At 72.5% G+C, this 19,291-nt stretch carries 18 protein-coding genes; 8 read left to right on the forward strand and 10 right to left on the reverse strand.

The annotated features are described in order from the left end of the window. Positions 1-5: 5 nt before the first annotated feature. The 5 genes from sufC to OG767_RS22530 form a co-directional block, all read right to left on the reverse strand. On the reverse strand, positions 6-779 hold the full coding sequence (gene sufC, locus OG767_RS22510; protein WP_405090382.1) for a Fe-S cluster assembly ATPase SufC: 774 nt from the start codon (positions 777-779) through the stop codon (positions 6-8). Then, positions 779-1,105 (reverse strand): non-heme iron oxygenase ferredoxin subunit, encoded by a 327-nt coding sequence (locus OG767_RS22515; protein WP_281936329.1) that lies wholly within the window; start codon positions 1,103-1,105, stop codon positions 779-781. The genes sufC and OG767_RS22515 overlap by 1 nt, the downstream gene beginning before the upstream one ends. Beyond that, on the reverse strand, positions 1,105-2,250 hold the full coding sequence (sufD, locus tag OG767_RS22520; protein ID WP_405090384.1) for a Fe-S cluster assembly protein SufD: 1,146 nt from the start codon (positions 2,248-2,250) through the stop codon (positions 1,105-1,107). The genes OG767_RS22515 and sufD overlap by 1 nt, the downstream gene beginning before the upstream one ends. An 84-nt stretch (positions 2,251-2,334) precedes the next feature. Further along, on the reverse strand, positions 2,335-3,765 hold the full coding sequence (gene sufB, locus OG767_RS22525) for a Fe-S cluster assembly protein SufB (protein ID WP_107162484.1): 1,431 nt from the start codon (positions 3,763-3,765) through the stop codon (positions 2,335-2,337). Continuing rightward, entirely contained in the window at positions 3,762-4,499 is a 738-nt protein-coding gene (locus tag OG767_RS22530) for a helix-turn-helix transcriptional regulator (protein ID WP_405090385.1), read from the reverse strand. Before OG767_RS22530 ends, sufB begins: the two co-directional genes overlap by 4 nt. 98 nt (positions 4,500-4,597) lie before the next feature. Between OG767_RS22530 and OG767_RS22535 the strand changes: the two genes are divergently transcribed. Both OG767_RS22535 and OG767_RS22540 read left to right on the forward strand, forming a co-directional pair. Further along, complete coding sequence (locus tag OG767_RS22535; protein WP_405090386.1) at positions 4,598-5,551, forward strand: COX15/CtaA family protein; 954 nt, start codon at positions 4,598-4,600, stop codon at positions 5,549-5,551. A 79-nt stretch (positions 5,552-5,630) separates the two neighbouring features. Next, complete coding sequence (locus OG767_RS22540; RefSeq protein ID WP_405090387.1) at positions 5,631-7,298, forward strand: right-handed parallel beta-helix repeat-containing protein; 1,668 nt, start codon at positions 5,631-5,633, stop codon at positions 7,296-7,298. A gap of 35 nt (positions 7,299-7,333) precedes the next feature. On the opposite strand, the gene OG767_RS22545 is transcribed toward OG767_RS22540, so the two are convergent. From OG767_RS22545 to OG767_RS22555, 3 genes are all read right to left on the reverse strand, one after another. After that, the gene (locus OG767_RS22545; RefSeq protein ID WP_405090388.1) at positions 7,334-8,251 is read right to left on the reverse strand and encodes a RimK family alpha-L-glutamate ligase; all 918 of its coding nucleotides are present in this window, start codon (positions 8,249-8,251) and stop codon (positions 7,334-7,336) included. Positions 8,252-8,264: 13 nt separating this feature from the next. Further along, the gene (locus OG767_RS22550; protein ID WP_405090389.1) at positions 8,265-8,597 is read right to left on the reverse strand and encodes a hypothetical protein; all 333 of its coding nucleotides are present in this window, start codon (positions 8,595-8,597) and stop codon (positions 8,265-8,267) included. A 242-nt stretch (positions 8,598-8,839) separates the two neighbouring features. Further along, positions 8,840-9,799 (reverse strand): heme o synthase, encoded by a 960-nt coding sequence (locus tag OG767_RS22555; RefSeq protein ID WP_281936339.1) that lies wholly within the window; start codon positions 9,797-9,799, stop codon positions 8,840-8,842. Between the two features lie 265 nt (positions 9,800-10,064). Here OG767_RS22555 and tkt point away from each other — a divergent pair, with 265 nt between their 5' ends. From tkt to pgl, 6 genes are all read left to right on the forward strand, one after another. Beyond that, positions 10,065-12,203: a transketolase gene (tkt, locus tag OG767_RS22560; protein ID WP_405090390.1), complete on the forward strand. Its 2,139-nt coding sequence runs from the start codon at positions 10,065-10,067 to the stop codon at positions 12,201-12,203. Positions 12,204-12,219: 16 nt separating this feature from the next. Next, entirely contained in the window at positions 12,220-13,398 is a 1,179-nt protein-coding gene (gene tal, locus OG767_RS22565) for a transaldolase (RefSeq protein WP_405090391.1), read from the forward strand. A 77-nt stretch (positions 13,399-13,475) separates the two neighbouring features. Continuing rightward, entirely contained in the window at positions 13,476-15,038 is a 1,563-nt protein-coding gene (locus OG767_RS22570; protein WP_405090392.1) for a glucose-6-phosphate isomerase, read from the forward strand. A gap of 50 nt (positions 15,039-15,088) precedes the next feature. Next, on the forward strand, positions 15,089-16,603 hold the full coding sequence (gene zwf, locus OG767_RS22575) for a glucose-6-phosphate dehydrogenase (RefSeq protein ID WP_396771707.1): 1,515 nt from the start codon (positions 15,089-15,091) through the stop codon (positions 16,601-16,603). Between the two features lie 31 nt (positions 16,604-16,634). Continuing rightward, a complete protein-coding gene (locus OG767_RS22580) occupies positions 16,635-17,651 on the forward strand; it encodes a glucose-6-phosphate dehydrogenase assembly protein OpcA (RefSeq protein WP_405090393.1) in 1,017 nt (338 codons plus the stop codon). Positions 17,652-17,699: 48 nt separating this feature from the next. Next, positions 17,700-18,470, forward strand: a complete 771-nt coding sequence (gene pgl, locus OG767_RS22585) for a 6-phosphogluconolactonase (protein ID WP_405090394.1) — start codon at positions 17,700-17,702, stop codon at positions 18,468-18,470. Between the two features lie 65 nt (positions 18,471-18,535). On the opposite strand, the gene OG767_RS22590 is transcribed toward pgl, so the two are convergent. Beyond that, positions 18,536-18,880 (reverse strand): RNA polymerase-binding protein RbpA, encoded by a 345-nt coding sequence (locus OG767_RS22590; protein WP_281936352.1) that lies wholly within the window; start codon positions 18,878-18,880, stop codon positions 18,536-18,538. A 128-nt stretch (positions 18,881-19,008) separates the two neighbouring features. Next, complete coding sequence (gene secG / locus OG767_RS22595; protein WP_091420428.1) at positions 19,009-19,269, reverse strand: preprotein translocase subunit SecG; 261 nt, start codon at positions 19,267-19,269, stop codon at positions 19,009-19,011. Between the last annotated feature and the right edge of the window lie 22 nt (positions 19,270-19,291).

A 19,291-nucleotide genomic window follows, 5' to 3' on the forward strand; every position in this document is an offset into this window, starting at 1 on the left:
GAGACTCAGGCCCGCGCCGCGCCGGCTCCGGCGACGTACCGCTCGTAGCCCTCTTCCTCGAGCTTGTCGGCCAGCTCGCGACCGCCCTGCTCGACGATCCGGCCGGCGACGAAGACGTGCACGAAGTCCGGCTTGATGTAGCGCAGGATCCGGGTGTAGTGGGTGATCAGCAGCATCCCGGTGTCGCCGGTGTCGCGGACCCGGTTGACGCCCTCGCTGACCACGCGCAGCGCGTCCACGTCGAGGCCGGAGTCGGTCTCGTCGAGGATGGCGATCTTCGGCTTGAGGAGTTCGAGCTGCACGATCTCGTGCCGCTTCTTCTCCCCGCCGGAGAAGCCCTCGTTGACGTTGCGCTGGGCGAACGCCGGGTCCATCTGGAGCTTCTCCATGGCGCCGCGCAGCTCGCCGGCCCAGGTGCGCAGCTTCGGCGCCTCGCCGTCGATGGCGGTCTTGGCGGTACGCAGGAAGTTGGCCACCGACACGCCGGGGACCTCGACCGGGTACTGCATGGCCAGGAAGAGGCCGGCGCGGGCCCGCTCGTCGACGGTCATGGCGAGCACGTCCTCGCCGTCGAGCGTCACCGACCCGCCGGTGATCTCGTACTTCGGGTGGCCGGCGATCGAGTACGCCAGCGTCGACTTGCCGGAGCCGTTCGGGCCCATGATCGCGTGCGTCTCACCGGAGCGCACGGTCAGGTCGACCCCGTGCAGGATCGGCTTGAGCTCACCCTCGGGCAGCTTGACCGACACCTTCAGGTCGCGGATCTCCAGGGTGCTCATTATCGCGTCACTCCATTGCTCGGCGTCATGCTGACGTAGATCTCGCCGTCGCGGACCTCGACGGGGTAGACGGGTACGGGTTCGGTCGCGGGCAGCCCGGTGGGCTCACCGGTACGCAGGTCGAAACGGGATCCGTGCAGCCAGCATTCCAGCGTGCAACCGGACACCTCGCCCTCGGAGAGCGCCACGGCGGCGTGCGAGCACTCGTCGCGTACGGCGTAGAACGCGTCGTCCTCGCCGTGCACGACCGCGATCTGCACACCGTCCACGTCGGCGCTGATCACCGCGCCCTTCGGCACGTCCTCGGTCGAACAGATCCTGATCATCAGGAGCCGGCCTTCGTGAGGCGGGCCTCGATCGCGTCGCCGAGCCGCTCGCGCAGGTCCTCGACCGGGATCTTGTTGATCAGCTCGGCGAAGAAGCCCCGCACCACCAGGCGCCGCGCCTCGGACTCCGGGATGCCGCGGGCCATCAGGTAGAACAGCTGCTCGTCGTCGAACCGGCCGGTCGCGCTGGCGTGCCCGGCGCCGGCGATCTCGCCGGTCTCGATCTCCAGGTTCGGCACCGAGTCGGCCCGGGCGCCGTCGCTGAGCAGCAGGTTCCGGTTGATCTCGTACGTGTCGGTGCCGGTCGCCTCGGCCCGGATCAGCACGTCGCCGACCCAGACGGTGTGCGCGTCGTCGCCCTGGAGCGCGCCCCGGTAGCCGACGTTGCTGCGGCAGTCCGGCACGGTGTGGTCGATGAGCTGCCGGTGCTCCAGGTGCTGGCCGGAGTCGGCGAAGTAGAGGCCGTACAGCTCGGCCTCGCCGCCGCGCTGGGTGTACTCCACGGTGGTGTGCTGGCGGACCAGGTCACCGCCGAGGCTCACCTGCACGTGCACGACCCGCGCGTCCCGGCCCAGCCGGACCTTCAGGTGCTGCGCCTGGACCGCGTCGTCGGCCCACTCGGCGAGCGTGACGAGCGTCAGCTTCGCCCCGTCCGCCACCGTCACCTCGACGTTGTCGGCGAGCGTGGCGGAGCCGACGTGCTCCAGCACCACCGTCACCTCGGCGAAGCGGCCCACCTCGACGAACGTGTGCCCGAACGCGAGCGCCCCGGCGTCCTCGCCGACCACCCGCAGGCGCACCGGCGCGTCCACCACGGCGTCCCGGGCGACGGCCACCAGCAGGGCGTCCTCGGCCGCGCCGTAGGCCAGCGCGCTGACCCGGTCGAACGGCGTGAGCACGCTGCCCACCCGCGGGTCGTCCCGGCCGATCCGGTCGACGGTGACGCCCTCGGGCAGGTCGCCGTGCTCGTGCCGGACCGTGCCGCGCGTCACCCCGGAGCCGTCACCCGCCAGGCCACGGAGGCGCTTGAGCGGGGTGAAGCGCCACTCCTCCTCCAGGCCGGTCAGGGCCGGGAAGTCGGCGACGTCGTACGAGCGGAGCGCCTGCGACTTGGTCGTGGGCGGCGCGGAAGCCTGGGTAGTCATCTCTTCCTTGGTCTGTTCAGCGACGGCGGTGTCAGTGGAACCGGAGACGGGCCGGGCACGAGGCCCGGCCCGACGCGGGCGGCGTCAGCCGACCGCGCCCTCCATCTGCAGCTCGATCAGGCGGTTCAGCTCCAGCGCGTACTCCATCGGAAGCTCCTTGGCGATCGGCTCGATGAAACCGCGCACGATCATCGCCATCGCCTCGTCCTCGCTCAGACCGCGGCTCATCAGGTAGAAGAGCTGGTCGTCGCTGACCTTGGAGACGGTCGCCTCGTGCCCCATCGACACGTCGTCCTCGCGGATGTCGACGTACGGGTAGGTGTCGGAGCGGGAGATGGTGTCGACGAGCAACGCGTCGCACTTGACCGTGCTACGGCTGCTGTGCGAGCCCTCCAGCACCTGCACCAGGCCGCGGTAGGAGGTGCGGCCACCGCCCCGGGCGATCGACTTCGACACGATGGTCGAGGAGGTGTGCGGCGCGGCGTGCACCATCTTGGCGCCGGCGTCCTGGTGCTGGCCCTCACCGGCCATGGCCACCGAGAGCACCTCGCCCTTGGCGTGCTCGCCGGTCATGTAGACCGCCGGGTACTTCATGGTGACCTTGGAGCCGATGTTGCCGTCGACCCACTCCATGGTCGCGCCCTCGTGGCACACCGCGCGCTTGGTGACCAGGTTGTAGACGTTGTTCGACCAGTTCTGGATGGTGGTGTAGCGGCACCGCGCGTTCTTCTTGACCACGATCTCCACGACCGCGCTGTGCAGCGAGTCGGAGGAGTAGAGCGGCGCGGTGCAGCCCTCGACGTAGTGCACGTACGCGCCCTCGTCGACGATGATCAGCGTCCGCTCGAACTGGCCCATGTTCTCCGTGTTGATCCGGAAGTAGGCCTGCAACGGGATCTCCACGTGCACGCCCTTCGGCACGTAGATGAACGAGCCACCGGACCAGACGGAGGTGTTCAACGCGGCGAACTTGTTGTCGCCGACCGGGATCACCGTGCCGAAGTACTCCTTGAAGACGTCCTCGTGCTCGCGCAGCGCGGTGTCGGTGTCGAGGAAGACGACGCCCTGCTCCTCAAGGTCCTCACGGATCTTGTGGTAGACGACCTCGGACTCGTACTGCGCCGCGACGCCGGCGACCAGCCGCTGCTTCTCCGCCTCCGGGATGCCCAGCCGGTCGTAGGTGTTCTTGATGTCCTCCGGCAGGTCCTCCCAGCTGGTGGCCTGCTTCTCGGTGGACCGGACGAAGTACTTGATGTTGTCGAAGTCGATCCCGGTGAGGTCCGCGCCCCAGGCCGGCATCGGCTTGCGGCCGAACAGCCGCAGGCCCTTCAGCCGCAGGTCGAGCATCCAGGCCGGCTCGTTCTTCTTGGCCGAGATGTCCCGCACCACCGCCTCGTTCAGACCACGCTGGGCGGCGGCCCCGGCGACGTCCGGGTCGGCCCACCCGTACTCGTAACGACCGAGGGCGGCGAGCTGCTCCTCCTGGGTCAGGGGCTGGACGATCTGCTCGGTCATCTATCTGTCCTCACAGTGGAGACGGTGGAACCGGACTGGGCGGGAATGTGCGTGGTGCACACGCCGTCGCCGTGCGCGATGGTGGCCAGGCGCTGCACGTGGGTGCCGACCAGGCGGGAGATCACCGCGGTCTCGGCCTCGCACAGCTGGGGGAACTCGGCGGCCACGTGCGCCACCGGGCAGTGGTGCTGGCAGAGCTGCCCGCCGGAGGCGATCGTGGACGCGTTGGCAGCGTAACCCTCGGCGGTCAGCGCCCCGGCGAGCGCCTCGGCCCGCGCGATCGGGGCGTCACCGGCGTCCTCCATGGCGGCCCGGCAGCGGTTCTCCAGCGCGGCGACCTGGTCGGCCGCGAACTCCGCGACCGCCTCGGCGCCACCGGTGCGGGCGATCCACCGCAGCGCGGCGGTGGCCATGTTGTCGTAGTGGTGGGTGCCGCACCGCACCCGGGCCGCCTCGGTCAGCGCGAAGACCTTGGCCGGCCGGCCCCGCCCCCGACTGCCGCGCACGGCCTGCTCCCGGGCGGCCACGTCCCCGTCGGCGAGCATCGCGTCGAGGTGGCGGCGGATCGCGGCCGGGCTGAGGCCGAGCGCCGAACCGAGCTGCGCGGCGGTGGTCGCGCCCCGCTCCAGCAGGAGCTGGGTGACCCGGTCCCGGGTCGACAGGTCGGCAGCGGCCGGCGCGCCGACGACCGTACCGGTCACCGACCCCTCGGACAGCGCTGCCGCGTTTTTCACAACAGCAACGTTACGTAATTCGGCCGGGGCCCGCAAACCCGGGGTCCGGTGATCCCGAACACCGCACTGGCGGAGTCGCCCGATCGTGGTCCACTACGGTGCGTAGGATTCGCCGGGTGAAGCGTTCCGTCCGGTTCCCGGTCTCCCCCACGCTGCTGCGTCGGCTCGCGTACACCTCGATCATCGCGAACGTGGCGATCGTGGTCACCGGCGGGGCGGTCCGGCTCACCGCGTCCGGCCTCGGCTGCCCCACCTGGCCCCGGTGCACCGACGAGTCCTACACCACCACGTCCGAGATGGGCGTGCACGGGGTGATCGAGTTCGGCAACCGGCTGTTGACGTTCGCGGTGGGGATCATCGCGCTCGCCGTGGTGCTGGCCGTGCTGGCCCAACGCCCGCGCCGCCGAGGGCTGCTGCCGCTGGCCGTGGGCGTGCTGTTCGGCATCCCGGCCCAGGCGGTGCTCGGCGGGATCACCGTGCTCACCAACCTCAACCCGTGGGTGGTCGGGCTGCACTTCCTCGCCTCGATGGTGGTGATCGCCGCCGCGTACGCACTCTGGCGGCGCACCGTGGAGCCGGACGGGCCGGTGACGCCGACCGTGCCGGCGCCGCTGCGTACCCTCGCCCGGATCACGGTCGTGGTCAGCGCGGCCGTGCTGGTTGTCGGCACCTGGGTGACCGGCAGCGGACCGCACGCCGGCGACCACGGCGCGGCCCGCAACGGGCTCGACCCGGAGGCGATCTCGCAGGTGCACGCGGACGGCGTCTTCCTGCTGATCGGCCTCTCGGTGGCGCTGCTGTTCGCGTTCCGGGCGGTGGGCGCGGCGCGGGCCGCGCGGGCCGCCGGGGTGTTGCTCGCGGTCGAGCTGGGCCAGGGCCTGATCGGCTTCGTCCAGTACTTCACCCACCTGCCGGCGGTGCTGGTCGCCGCGCACATGCTCGGCTCCTGCCTGGTGCTGCTGGCCACGCTGGGCGTGCTCTGGGCCACCCGGGAACGGCTCCCGGAGGCACCGGCGACGCCCGCCGCCGAGCCGGTGGGCGCCACCGCCTGAGGCCGCACCGGGCGTTACCGCCCGGCGGGAGCGGGAATGCGGTCCGGACGACGGACCGTACGCCCGAGAGGAGCCGCCGGTGTCGCGCAAGGGCCTTGCCACGTCCACCCCGCAGCGGCTGACGCCGGTGGCCGGCGCGCCGCTGTGGTGCGACGCCCGCGAGCACGGCCTCACCGGGGACGGGGTCACCAACGACCAGCCGGCCCTGGCCGCGCTGGTGGACCGCCTCGGCGCCGGCTACGACGCCGACGGCCGGGCCCGGGTCATCCACTGCCCGCCCGGCCTCTACTCGATCCGCGACGCCGGCACGGTGTGGCGCAGCGGGGTGTCCCTGATCGGCGCCGGCCCGGCGGCGACCCGGTTCCTGCTCAGCAACGAGGGCAACCGCGCCGACCCGGTGCCGCTCGCCTACTGGACGACCGTGCAGCACGGCGCGGACCGGGACCGGCACATCGCCGACTGCACGTTCGCCGACTTCGAGATCGACGGCTCGGGCGTGGGCCTGGCCGAGTACGACTACCTGGCCAAGGGCCTGGGCCTGCAGTACGTGGTGCGGGGCGTGTTCCGCAACCTCTACATCCACCACACCGGCGCCACCGGTCTCGGCTGCGACTTCCTCCAGGACAGCCTGATCGACGGCGTGGTCGTGGTGGGCTGCGGCCGACTGGACAACGGCCAGCAGATGGGCGGCGCCGGGATCGGGGTCGGCATCGGCGGCTGGGGCGCCGTGGAGCGCCTCACCATCGCCAACTGCACCACGGTCGGCAACGGCACCAACGGGATCTTCCTGGAACTCCAGAAGGACTACTGGGACCCGCCGCGCGGCATCCGCATCATCGGCTGCCACAGCCAGGCCAACCGGTTCGGCATCTCGGACTGGGGCGCGGACGGGCTGATCGTCTCCGGCTGCACCATGACCAACAACCTGGAGGCCGGCTTCGACGTCTCGGCGAACGGCACCGCCGGGGTCGCCGGGCGCGGCGGCCTGCTCACCGGCAACGTGATCGACTGCAACGTCGGCGACGGCATCAGCATGGGCAACACCCCCGGCCCGTACGCGGTGCAGGTCAACCGGATCAGCAACAACGGCGGGTACGGCTACCACGAGCACGACCTCGGCCACGGTTACCGGGGCGCGGCGGCGGACGTGGTGATCCAGGACAACGACATCCGGGAGAACGCGCTGGACGGGATCCGGATCGACCGGCCGATGCTGGACGCGTCGATCGTCGGCAACCGCATCCGGGACAACGGTCAGCGATCCGCACCGGCCCACCGGGGCTCGGGCGACGCGGTGCGCTACGGCCCGCGCGAGGTCACCGACGCCCACGCGGACTGGCCGCCGGGCGGGCACCGCGGGAAGGTCGTCCGGGTCGGCACCCGGGACGCGGTGGTCGCCGACAACACCGCCGACCGGCTCTCCCTGGCCGAGGTGCGCCCGGACGGCGCCACCGGCTGGAACGAGGCCACCCCGGCGCCGGGCTCCGCGTACGAGCTGCCCGCCGGGCCGCCGGCCTGCGCCGGGATCACCGTCGCCGCCCCGTTCGACTCGGCCACCGTGCGCGACAACCGGATCTGGCACCGGGACGCCGACACCCAGGCGTACGGACTGTGGATCACCGAGGCGGGCAGCTGCGTGTCGTGCGCGGTCGAGGACAACGACCTGGCCGGCACGGTGGCCGCGGTGCGGCTGGACACCCCGCCGATCGGCGGACGCTGGGACCGCAACCACACCGACCGCGACTGACGTTCCCGCCAACTCAGCCCGTGGCGGTGGCGCGGTCAGCGGCGGCGGCTCAGGTGGGACATGACCGCGTCGGCGAGCCGGTCGGGCGCGCCCTCGGCGTACCCGACGAACAGGCTCGGCTCGGTCAGCTCCAGCTCGACCAGCACGGGCGCGCCGTCCGGGCCGGGGATCAGGTCGACCCGGGCGTAGAGCAGCCGGTCGGCGCCGCCCGGGACGGCGGCCAGCACCTGCTCCGCGACGGCCCGCTGCGCCGGCGTCGCGGTGCGGGCGTCGATCCGCTCCTCCTTGTAGAGCGCGGCCTCGCCCCGGTCCGGGCCGGTCAGCATCGGGCCCTTGCGGATCGCGTGGCTGAACGCCAGGCCGTCGCGGCCGGCCAGGAACAGCAGCGCGGTCTCCCCGGCGGTGTCCACCGCGTCGAGGTACGGCTGGACCATGGTGACCCGCCCGGCGGCACCGAGCCGCCGCACGTGCGCCGACGCCAGCTCGCGGTGCTCCGGGTCGGCCAGGTCGTACCGGCCGGTGTCCTGACTGCCGGCGCTGACCGCCGGCTTGAGCACGAACTCGCCGTCGGCGGGCGCCGGCCAGCTCTCCCCCGGCGCGAGCCAGGTGGTCGGCACGGTGGGCACCCCGGCGGCGGAGAGCTCGGCCAGGTAACGCTTGTCGGTGTTCCAGGCGACCACGTCGGCCGGGTTGAGCAGGGCCGGCACACCGCGTGCCCAGGCGACGAACTCGTCGCGGCGCAGCGCGTAGTCCCAGGGTGAGCGGAGCAGCACCAGGTCGTACCGGGACCAGTCCACGGCCGGGTCGTCCCAGACCGCGCCGTCGACGGCGACGCCGCGTGCGGCGAGCGGGCCGAGCGCGAGCCGGTCGTCCGGGTCGAGATCGGGCAGGGCGGCGCAGGTGACGAAAGCGACCCGGGGTTCCCCCCGGGTCGACTGGTGGTGGTCGGTCATGCGGTTATGTGTGTCAACGGGCCATCGTGCGCCGGGCCATCGACCGCCAGAGGTCGTTGCTCGGACGCATCTGGTCCATCAGCTCACGCTCCCAGGCGTTCTCGACGTCGACCCCGGCCTTGGCGCAGGCCTGCCGCGCGACGTCCGTGCCGTCGGCGAACTGGTCGGCCCACACCCCGTCGGAACCCACGAGGACGATCCGTGCGCCGCGCTTGCCGACGTACTCGATGACCGCCTTCGCGCCGCCGTGTCCGGCGGCGAACGACTTGATGCCCGCGACCAGGCCGTTGGAGGCCTGCTCGGTGGTCTGCTCAGTCGTCAGCGTCGTATCGGAACCATCTGCCATGACGCGAAGCCTATGCAGACTTCCACCCGGATGTGCGAGAACCATGAACTGAATGTGATGCCAATTACCCGCTGGTTTAAGGAGAACCAAAGGTAATTTGCCCTGATTAATCCGTCATGTACGGACGAATCTCCCGCATGAGATCGTCACGCTCTGTCCGGGTTGTCCCGCCGTGAAAGAACAGAAGAAAATTTCTGATGAACTGTCTCACGTGCGGTAATCCCGCACGGGGCGAGAACCGCTCAGATCAGCGCGTCGAGGGCGACAGCGGCGAAGAGGATGGTGAGGTACGTGGTGGACCAGTGGAACAGCCGCATCGGCTTGACCGCCTCGCCGCGCGCCGCGCGCCGGCACAGCTTGTGCGCCTCGACCACGAAGATCCCGCCGACCACCAGCGCGGTCACGCCGTAGATCGGGCTCATCCCCAGCGGCCAGACCGCCAGCGACGACAACAGCGTCAGCCAGGAGAACGCGATGATCTCCACGTTGACCCGCCGGACCGACGCCACCACCGGCAGCATCGGGATGCCGGCCCGCGCATAGTCGTCCTTGTACTTGATGGCCAGCGCGTAGAAGTGCGGCATCTGCCAGAAGAAGACCACCGCGAACAGGCCCCACGCGGCCGGCGACAACGAACCGGTGACCGCGGCCCAGCCGATCAGCACCGGCGCGGCCCCGCAGACGCCGCCCCAGAACGTGTTGGCGGCCGTGGTGCGCTTCAGCCACAGCGTGTAGACCAGGTCGTAGTAGGCGATCGCGGCGAGCGTCAGGCCGGCCGCCAGCCAGTTGGTGGTCGCCGCCATCAGCGCCACCGACACCACCGCCAGCACCAGCCCGAAGACCAACGCGTTGCGCGGCGACACGGTGTGCGCGGGCAGCGGCCGGCGCTTGGTGCGCCGCATCAACTGGTCGATGTCGCGGTCGATGTAGCAGTTGAGGACGCTGGCCGCGCCGGCGGCGAGCGAGCCGCCGATCAGCACCACGGCCACCAGCCACAGCGACGGCATGCCGCCGTCCGCGAGCATCATCGCCGGCACGGTGGTCACCAGCAGCAACTCGACGATCCGCGGCTTGGTCAGCGCCACGTACGCGGCAACCACGCCCCGCACGTCCCGCCGGTCGGTCGCCGACGCCTCCGTCACCGAGCCCACCGGCGACTTCCCGGCAGGGTTGCTGACGGGGCGCTCGGTGATCATGCTCACGGATTGCCACCTTCCGGCTTCGGCAAGGGAGATCGATCGGCCCGGACCCGAGCCCGGGTCCACACACCGCCCCACACACTACGCGTCGTCGTTTTGGCTGCCCCGCAGACCCGGCAACGGTGCGGGCCGTCACACCCCGGGTTGAACGACCGGGCCGGCCGCGCCCGCGGAGAAGACCATGCCGAGATCCCCGGGCGGACGTTTAGCACCGCTCGATAGGGTCATCAGTGAGGGTTCCGCCCATCTGCCGAGGAGCACAACCATCGTGGCTGCGAAACGACCCGAGCTTCCCGCTCTCAACTGGTCCGACCTCGACCGCAGGGCCGTCGACACGGTCCGCGTGCTGGCCATGGACGCGGTGGAGAAATCCGGCAACGGCCACCCGGGCACGGCGATGAGCCTCGCCCCGGCGGCGTACCTGCTCTTCAACCGCGTCATGCGGCACAACCCGGCCGACCCGAACTGGCCCGGTCGGGACCGGTTCGTGCTGTCCGCCGGGCACTCCAGCCTGACGCTCTACATCCAGCTCTTCCTCTCCGGCTACCCGCTGGCCCTGGACGACCTCAAGGCGCTGCGCCAGTGGGGCTCGCTCACCCCGGGCCACCCGGAGCACGGCCACACCCCGGGCGTGGAGACCACCACCGGGCCGCTGGGCCAGGGGCTCGGCAACGCGGTGGGCTTCGCCATGGCGGCCCGCCGCGAGCGGGGCCTGTTCGACCCCGAACCGGACCGCGCCGACTCGCCGTTCCGGCACGACATCTGGTGCATCGCCTCCGACGGCGACATCGAGGAGGGCATCACCCACGAGGTGAGCGCGCTCGCCGGCCACCAGCAGCTCGGCAACCTCTGCGTGATCTACGACGACAACGAGATCTCGATCGAGGACGACACCCGGATCGCCAAGAGCGAGGACGTGGCGGCCCGCTACGAGGCGTACGGCTGGCACGTGCAGACCGTCGACTGGCGCACCGGCGACGCCGACCAGGGCGACTACCACGAGGACGTGGAGGCGCTCTACCAGGCGCTGCTGGCCGCCAAGGCGGAGACCGGCAAGCCCTCGTTCATCGCGCTGCGCACCATCATCGGCTGGCCCGCGCCGAACAAGCAGAACACCGGCAAGATCCACGGCTCGGCGCTCGGCGCGGACGAGGTCAAGGCCACCAAGGAGATCCTCGGCTTCGACCCGCAGCAGACCTTCCAGGTCGACGAGGAGGTGCTCAAGCACGCCCGCCAGGTGCTGGAGCGCGGCGCCGAGGCGCAGGCCGAGTGGGACACCCGGTTCGACGCCTGGGCGCAGGCGAACCCGGAGCGCAAGGCGCTGTGGGAGCGGATGGCCACCCGTACGCTGCCGACCGGCTGGACCGACGCGTTGCCGAGCTTCCCGGCGGACGCCAAGGGCGTCGCCACCCGGGCCGCCTCCGGCAAGGTCCTGGAGGCGCTCGCCCCGGTGCTGCCGGAGCTGTGGGGCGGCTCGGCCGACCTGGCCGAGAGCAACAACACCACCATGAAGGGCGAGCCGTCGTTCGTCCCGGCCGGGCACGCCACCAAGGACTTCCCGGGCGACGAGTACGGCCGCACGCTGCACTTCGGCATCCGTGAGCACGGCATGGGCTCGATCCTCAACGGCATCGCGCTGCACGGCGGCACCCGCCCCTACGGCGGCACGTTCCTGGTCTTCAGCGACTACATGCGCCCGTCGGTGCGGCTCGCCGCGCTGATGAAGCTGCCGGTGACCTACGTCTGGACGCACGACTCGATCGGCCTCGGCGAGGACGGCCCGACGCACCAGCCGATCGAGCACCTGTCCGCGCTGCGGGCCATCCCCGGCCTCGACGTCGTCCGCCCGGCCGACGCCAACGAGACCGCGTGGGCGTGGCGGCAGGCGCTGGAGCACACCGACCGGCCGACCGCGCTGGCGCTGAGCCGGCAGGCGCTGCCGACGATCGACCGCGCCGAGTTCGGCTCCGCCGAGGGCACCGCCAAGGGCGGCTACGTGCTGGCCGAGGCGTCCAACGGCAAGCCGCAGGTGATCCTCGTCGGCACCGGCTCCGAGGTGCAGCTCTGCCTCACCGCCCGGGAGCGGCTGGAGGCCGACGGCACCCCCACCCGGGTCGTGTCGATGCCGTGCCAGGAGTGGTTCTACGAGCAGGACGAGGCGTACCGGGAGTCGGTGCTGCCGCGCGGGGTAAAGGCACGGGTGAGCGTGGAGGCGGGCATCGCGATGTCCTGGCGGGGGATCGTCGGCGACAGCGGCGAGAGCGTGAGCATCGAGCACTACGGCGCCAGCGCGCCCCACTCCGTGCTCTTCGAGCAGTTCGGGTTCACCCCCGACCGGATCGTGGCCGCCGCGCACGCGGCGCTCACCCGGGTGGGCGACATCACCGGTTTCACGACCGGCAACTGAGGGGAGCGTGGACGGCATGACGGACAGGCTGAGCGAGCTCCAGAACGCCGGGGTGGCGATCTGGCTCGACGATCTTTCCCGGGTACGACTGAGCTCCGGCGGGCTGGACAAGCTGCGCCGGGAGAGCCACGTGGCCGGTGTGACCACCAACCCGACGATCTTCGCCAAGGCACTGAGCGACGCCGACGAGTACGACTGGCAGCTCCGTGACCTCGCCACCCGCGACGTGGACGTCGAGGAGGCGGTCCGCATGCTCACCACGTACGACGTGCGGTGGGCCTGCGACGTGATGCGCCCGTCGTACGAGGCGAGCGCCGGCGTGGACGGCCGGGTCTCGATCGAGGTGGACCCGCGCTCGGCGCACGACGCGGACAAGACCGCGGCCGAGGCCAAGGCGCTGTGGTGGCTGGTCGACCGGCCGAACCTCTTCATCAAGATCCCGGCGACCGAGGAGGGCCTGCCGGCGATCACGAAGACGCTGGCGGAGGGGATCAGCGTGAACGTCACGCTGATCTTCGGGCTGGACCGCTACTCGCAGGTCATGGACGCGTTCCTGGCCGGCCTGGAGCAGGCGCAGGCCAACGGGCACGACCTGTCGAAGATCGGCTCGGTCGCCTCGTTCTTCGTCTCCCGGGTCGACAGCGAGGTCGACAAGCGGCTGGAGAAGATCGGCTCCGACCAGGCCAAGTCGCTGCGCGGCAAGGCCGCGGTGGCCAACGCCCGGCTGGCGTACGAGCGGTACGCCGAGGTGTTCTCCTCCGCGCGTTGGCAGAAGCTGGCCGACGCGGGCGCCCACCCGCAGCGCCCGCTGTGGGCCTCCACCTCGACGAAGAACCCGGACTACCGGGACGTCATCTACGTCGAGGAGCTGATCGCCCCCGGCACGGTCAACACCATGCCGGAGCCGGTCGTGCACGCCTACGCCGACCACGGCGAGACCCAGGCGGACACGATCACCGGCGCGTACGACGACGCGCGGCAGGTCTTCGCCGACCTGGAGTCCGTCGGCGTGGACCTGGCCGACGTGATCGCCACGCTGGAGAAGGAGGGCGTGGAGAAGTTCGAGGCGAGCTGGCTGGAGCTGCTGGAGGGCGTCAAGAAGTCCCTCGCCGAGGCGGCCAAGGGCGCCGGCAGCCCGCACCGGGCCGCCGAGGGCAACGCGCGCAACGCCCAGCAGGCCGGCGGGAACGCGTGACAGACGGCGTCCGACGCGTCCCGGGGCCCGGCCCCGGGACGCGTCCCGCCGTACCGTGGAACGGGTGAGGTGATCAGGTGGACGACCTGCTCGCCGGGCCGGCGGACGCCGCCGCCGGCCTGGCCGTGCACGGCGCGGACGCGGTGGACCCGTCCGCCCGCGCCGCGCTGGTCGCCCGCGACGTCCCCGCGCGGCTGGCCGCCCAGGACCCGACGCTCTGGGGGGCCGAGGCGACGGCCCGCACCCGGCTGGGCTGGCTGGACACCCACTGCCGCAGCCGGGAGCTGCTCCCCCAGCTCGCCGAGCTGACCGCCGAGCTGGGCGACCTGGACCACGTGGTGCTCGCCGGCCCCGGCGGCGTCACGTCGGCCGCCGGAGTGATCGCCGACTGCCTGGGTCGGCCGCTGACCGTGCTCGACACGGCCGATCCGGGGCCGGTCCGGGCGGCGCTGGCCGACCGGCCGGCGCGTACCGTGCTGGTGCTCGCCGGCCGTGACCTGGACCGGACCACCGACGCCCACCTGCGGGCGTTCCGGCAGTCCTGGCACGACGCCGGGCCGGAGGCGGCCCGGCACCTGGTGGTGGTCACCCCGCCCGGGTCGACGCTGGAGGCGCTCGCCGACGAGCTGGGCGCGGTGCTGATCCCGGCCGACCCGCAGGTGGACGGGCCCTGGTCCGCGCTCGCCGCGGTCGGCCTGGTCCCGGCCGCGCTCGCCGGCGCGCCGGTGACCGAGTTGCTGGACGAGGCGGCGGCGCTGGCCGGCGCGCTCGACCGGGAGCGGGACAATCCCGGTCTCGCGCTCGGCGCGGCGCTGGCCGGGGCGGCGGAGCACGGTCGGACCACCGTGGCGCTGGTGCCCGACGGCACCGGCCTCGACGGGTTGCGCCACTGGGCCGGCGCGCTGCTCGCCGCCGCGACCGGCGGGCGGTTGCTGCCGGTCCCGGCGGAGTACCCGGACGCGCCCGGCGTCGGGGGTCCGGGCGTGCTGACGATCGCCCTGGGCGGCGCGCTCGGCGCGGGCGTGGGGCCCGGGGTGGCCGCCGACGTGGCGGTCAACGGGCCGCTCGGCGCCCAGTTCCTCACCTGGGAGTACGCTGCCGCGACCGCCGCGGTGGCGCTGCGGGTCGACCCGTTCGCGGAGCCGGTGGGCGTCGACGACGACGTGCCCGCGCCGGCGGACGGACCACCGTCGTCGGTCGACGGCGCGGTCGAGGTGTACGCCCCGGCCGGCGCCCCCGGCGACCTGGCCGGCGCGCTGCGCTGGCTGACCGACGGGCTGGCCCCCGACGAGCACCTCGCGGTGACCGCGTACCTCGACCGGCGGGTCGACGCGGCGGTGGCCGGGCTGCGCCCGCTGCTGGCCCGCGTCACCGGGCGGCCGGTGACGTTCGGGTGGGGCCCCCGCCATCCGGGCCACCCCGACGGGCGCGCCCGGCACCTCCAGATCACCGGTGCGGTCACCGATGATCTGGAGGTGCCGGGTCGCCCGTACACCTTCGCGGAACTCCAGGCGGCCCAGGCCGCCGGCGACCGGCGGGCCCTGACCGGCCGGGAGCGACCGGTGCTGCGACTACACCTGACCGAGCGGGCGGCCGGCGTCGCCCAGCTGCTGGATACGGCCGGACGGACACGTACGTGACGATCAATGACCTGGAATCAGTGGACCGAGATGCAGGAGGAGGTGGCCCGGTGAACCCGCTGCGCGACCCCCAGGACCGGCGGCTGCCGCGGATCCCCGAGCCGTGCGCCCTGGTGATCTTCGGGGTCACCGGGGACCTGGCCCGCAAGAAGCTGTTGCCGGCGGTCTACGACCTGGCCAACCGGGGGCTCCTGCCGCCCGGTTTCGTGGTGCTGGGCTTCGCCCGGCGCGACTGGGGCGACGGCGACTTCGAGTCGCTGGCCCACGACGCGGCCAAGAAGCACGCCCGCACCCCGTGGCGCGAGGAGGTCTGGGCCCGGCTGGTCGGCAACATCAAGTTCGTCGGCGGCTCGTTCGACGACGACGCCGCGTTCGACCATCTCGCCACCACGCTGGACGAGCTGCGCGACACGCACGGCATCCACGGCAACGCCGCGTTCTACTTCTCCATCCCGCCGGCCGCCTTCCCGGTGGTGCTCAAGCAGCTCGCCCGCACCGGCATGGCCGACAACGAGAAGTCCGGCGGCTGGCGGCGGGTGGTGGTGGAGAAGCCGTTCGGCAACGACCTGCCCTCGGCCAAGGCGCTCAACGACCTGGTCGACGACGTCTTCACCCGCCAGGACGTCTTCCGGATCGACCACTACCTGGGCAAGGAGACGGTCCAGAACATCCTGGCGCTGCGGTTCGCCAACAACCTGTTCGAGCCGCTGTGGAACTCCAAGTACGTCGACTCGGTGCAGATCACCATGGCCGAGGACGTCGGCATCGGCACCCGGGCCGCGTTCTACGACTCGGTCGGCACCGCCCGCGACGTGCTCCAGAACCACCTGCTCCAACTGCTCGCCCTGGTCGCCATGGAGGAGCCGACCAGCTTCGACGCCGACGAGATCCGGGCCGAGAAGCTGAAGGTGCTCAAGGCCATCGCCGTGCCCCGGGACGTCGCCCGGGACACCGTGCGCGGGCAGTACCTGCCCGGCTGGGTGGGCGGCGAGCGCGCCAAGGGCTACCTGGAGGAGGAGGACGTCCCGGAGGACTCCACCACCGAGACGTACGTGGCGGTGAAGCTGGCCATCCAGAACCGGCGCTGGGCCGGCGTGCCGTTCTACATCCGCGCCGGCAAGCGGCTGCCCCGGCGGGTCACCGAGGTGGCCATCATGTTCAAGAAGGCGCCACACCTGCCGTTCAACCCGGCCGACATGGAGTCCCTCGGCGCCAACCAGCTCGTCATCCGGGTGCAGCCGGACGAGGGCGTGGTGCTGAAGTTCGGCTCCAAGGTGCCGGGCACCACCATGGAGGTCCGCGACATCGCGATGGACTTCCAGTACGGCGAGGCGTTCACCGAGTCCAGCCCCGAGGCGTACGAGCGGCTGGTGCTGGACGTGCTCATCGGCGACCGGACGCTGTTCCCGGACGCCGCCGAGGTGGAGCAGAGCTGGCAGGTGGTGGACCCGCTGGAGCACGCCTGGGAGGGCACCACGCCGGAGCCGTACCGGGCCGGCGAGTGGGGTCCCCGGGCCGCCGACGAGATGCTGGCCGCCGAGGGAAGAGCTTGGCGAAGAGCGTGAGCGAGCAGAGCGAGCGAACCAGGAGGCTCCAGTGATCGGGCTGTGGGACACCACCGGCAACGAGGTGGTCAAGGCGCTGGCCGCCGAGCGGCGCAGCGCGGGCGGGGTGGCCAGCGGCATGGCGCTCACGCTCATCGTCGTGGTGGACGAGAAGCGGGTCCGGGAGGCCGAGGCGGCGGCCACCATCGCCGCCGCCGCGCACCCCTGCCGGCTGCTCGTGGTGGTCCGCTCCGACATCGAGCGGGACCGCAACCGGCTGGACGCGGAGATCGTGGTGGGCGGCCGGCTCGGCCCCTGCGAGGCGGTGGTGACCCGGATGTACGGCCGCCTCGCGCTGCACGCCGAGTCCGTGGTGATGCCGCTGCTGGTGCCGGACGTGCCGGTGGTGACCTGGTGGCACGGCGAACCGCCGGACGAGATCGCCACCGACTTCCTCGGCGTGGTGGCCGACCGGCGGATCACCGACTCGGCGCAGGCCGCCGACCCGATCGCCGCGCTGCGGCAGCGGGCCTGCGACTACGCGCCGGGCGACACCGACCTGGCCTGGACCCGGATCACCCCGTGGCGCACGCTGGTCGCCGGCGCGTTCGACACCACCCAGGCCCGGGTCACCGAGGCGACGGTGGTGGCGCCGCGCACCGACCCGACCGCGGCGCTGATGCGGGGCTGGCTGACCGCACGCCTCGGCATCGAGCCGGCGTGGGAGCACTCCGAGGAGTTCCCGCGCATGCGTGAGGTGCAGCTGCGCTGCGCCAACGGCGACGAGCTGACGCTCACCCGGGACGACAGCGTGGCCCGGTTCCGGCGTACCGGGCAGGAGGACCGGACGCTGCCGCTGGTCCGGCGGCCACTCGGCGACGAGCTCGCCGAGGAGTTGCGCCGGCTCGACGCCGACCAGGTGTACGCCGAGGCGCTCGGTGCGACGGCCGGGTTGACCGGGCTGGACCAGCGGGCGGTCCAGCGGGTGCACGTGTGGAAGGATCCGGCGACCGCCCAGCGGGCCGAGGCGGGCGTGACCGCGCACGCGGGCGCGACCGCCAACGAGTGACCGCCCGGACCGGGCGACCGGACACACAGAGACACGAGGGCACGACGGATGACTGAGGCGAGTGTCGCCGTACACGCCGACCCCGACCTGCTGGCGCAGGCGGTGGCGGCCCGGCTGGTGGTGAAGCTGCTCGACGCGCAGGCCGAGCGCGGTCAGGCATCGGTGGTGCTGACCGGCGGGCGGATCGCCGCGGCGGTGTACCGGGCGGTCGGCCAGCTCCCCGCGCGGGACGCCGTGGACTGGTCGCGGGTCGACGTCTGGTGGGGTGACGAGCGGTTCCTGCCGGCCGGCGACCCGGAACGCAACGAGACCCAGGCCCGGGCGGCGCTGCTGGACGCGGTGCCGCTGGACCCGGCCCGGGTGCACCCGATGCCGGCGTCGGACGGGCCGGCCGGCGACGACCCGGAGGCGGCCGCCGCCGGGTACGCGCGTGAGCTGGCCGCCGCCGCCCGGCCGGGGCACGCCACGCTCCCCCACTTCGACGTGCTGATGCTCGGCGTCGGTGAGGACGGGCATGTGGCGTCCGTGTTCCCGGAGCACCCGGTGCACCACGACAGCCGCCCGGTCAGCGCGGTACGCGGCAGCCCGAAGCCGCCGCCGGTGCGTACCACGCTGACGCTGCCGACGATCAACACGGCCGAGGAGGTGTGGCTGATCGCCGCCGGCACGGACAAGGCGAGGGCGGTGGGCATGGCGCTGGCCGGGGCCGGGTCGGTGCAACTGCCGGCGGCCGGCGTGCACGGCGTCTCCCGCACCCTCTGGCTGCTGGACCGCGCCGCCGCCGCCAACGTCCCGCCCCGCTCCCGCAGCCTCCGCTGAGGTGTAAGGAGGGGCCCCTTCTTAACGTTTCCGGTAGAGAAGGGGCCCCTTCTTGACGCCTCGGGTCAGGCGCGGCCTCGGCGGTGGCGCAGGGCGGCCAGGGCCTCGGCCAGCAGCGCCTCGCCCTCCTCGGGGGTACGCCGCTCCTGCACGTACGCCAGGTGGGTCTTGTACGGCTCGGCGCGGGTGCGGCCCGGCGGGTTGCCCGGGTCGGGGCCGGCGGGCTCGCCGCAGCGGGGGCAGTCCCACGACGCCGGGGTCTCCGCCTCGGCGGCGATCAGGAACTCGACCCGGTGCTCGTGGCGGCACCAGTAGACGACCGGCCGGCGCGGCGCCGGCTCGGCCCGCTGGTCGAAACGCTCAGGGGCGGACCCGATCCGGGTGCCGCGGATGACGTTGTTGCTGGGCACGTTGCGCGCTCCCTGTCGTCGAAGGGGCCGCCGCCGGAAGGGGTCGGCGGCGGGCGACGGGCGGCGGAACAAAACTGCGCGCGGTCCGTGACGGACCGCGCGCAGATTGTACGCGTAGACGCGCTCGCTCAGGTGCCGCTGGCCATCTGGAGGCGCAGCCAGAGGCCGAGCCCGACGATGCACGCGAACCAGACGATCCCCACCAGAACGGTGTAGCGGTCGAGGTTCTTCTCGGCCACGGAGGAACCGGCCAGGCTGGAGCTGACGCCGCCGCCGAACATGCTCGACAAGCCGCCGCCCTTACCGCGGTGCAGGAGGATCAGCAGGGTGAGCAGCACGCTGGTGATGACCAGCAAGGTGATCATCGTGTAGGCGAACCAGATCGGCATGGCGGGGGTCAGTCCTCTCGTT

It is taken from the genome of Micromonospora sp. NBC_01392, assembly GCF_045040125.1.
Classification (GTDB): domain Bacteria; phylum Actinomycetota; class Actinomycetes; order Mycobacteriales; family Micromonosporaceae; genus Micromonospora.

Coding starts and splice junctions, on each gene's coding strand:
- pgl (WP_405090394.1), top strand. CDS start 17,700: ATGACTGAGGCGAGTGTCGCCGTACACGCCGACCCCGACCTGCTGGCG.
- OG767_RS22545 (WP_405090388.1), bottom strand. CDS start 8,251: ATGACCGACCACCACCAGTCGACCCGGGGGGAACCCCGGGTCGCTTTC.
- tal (WP_405090391.1), top strand. CDS start 12,220: ATGACGGACAGGCTGAGCGAGCTCCAGAACGCCGGGGTGGCGATCTGG.
- OG767_RS22550 (WP_405090389.1), bottom strand. CDS start 8,597: ATGGCAGATGGTTCCGATACGACGCTGACGACTGAGCAGACCACCGAG.
- OG767_RS22515 (WP_281936329.1), bottom strand. CDS start 1,105: ATGATCAGGATCTGTTCGACCGAGGACGTGCCGAAGGGCGCGGTGATC.
- sufC (WP_405090382.1), bottom strand. CDS start 779: ATGAGCACCCTGGAGATCCGCGACCTGAAGGTGTCGGTCAAGCTGCCC.
- sufB (WP_107162484.1), bottom strand. CDS start 3,765: ATGACCGAGCAGATCGTCCAGCCCCTGACCCAGGAGGAGCAGCTCGCC.
- sufD (WP_405090384.1), bottom strand. CDS start 2,250: ATGACTACCCAGGCTTCCGCGCCGCCCACGACCAAGTCGCAGGCGCTC.
- secG (WP_091420428.1), bottom strand. CDS start 19,269: ATGCCGATCTGGTTCGCCTACACGATGATCACCTTGCTGGTCATCACC.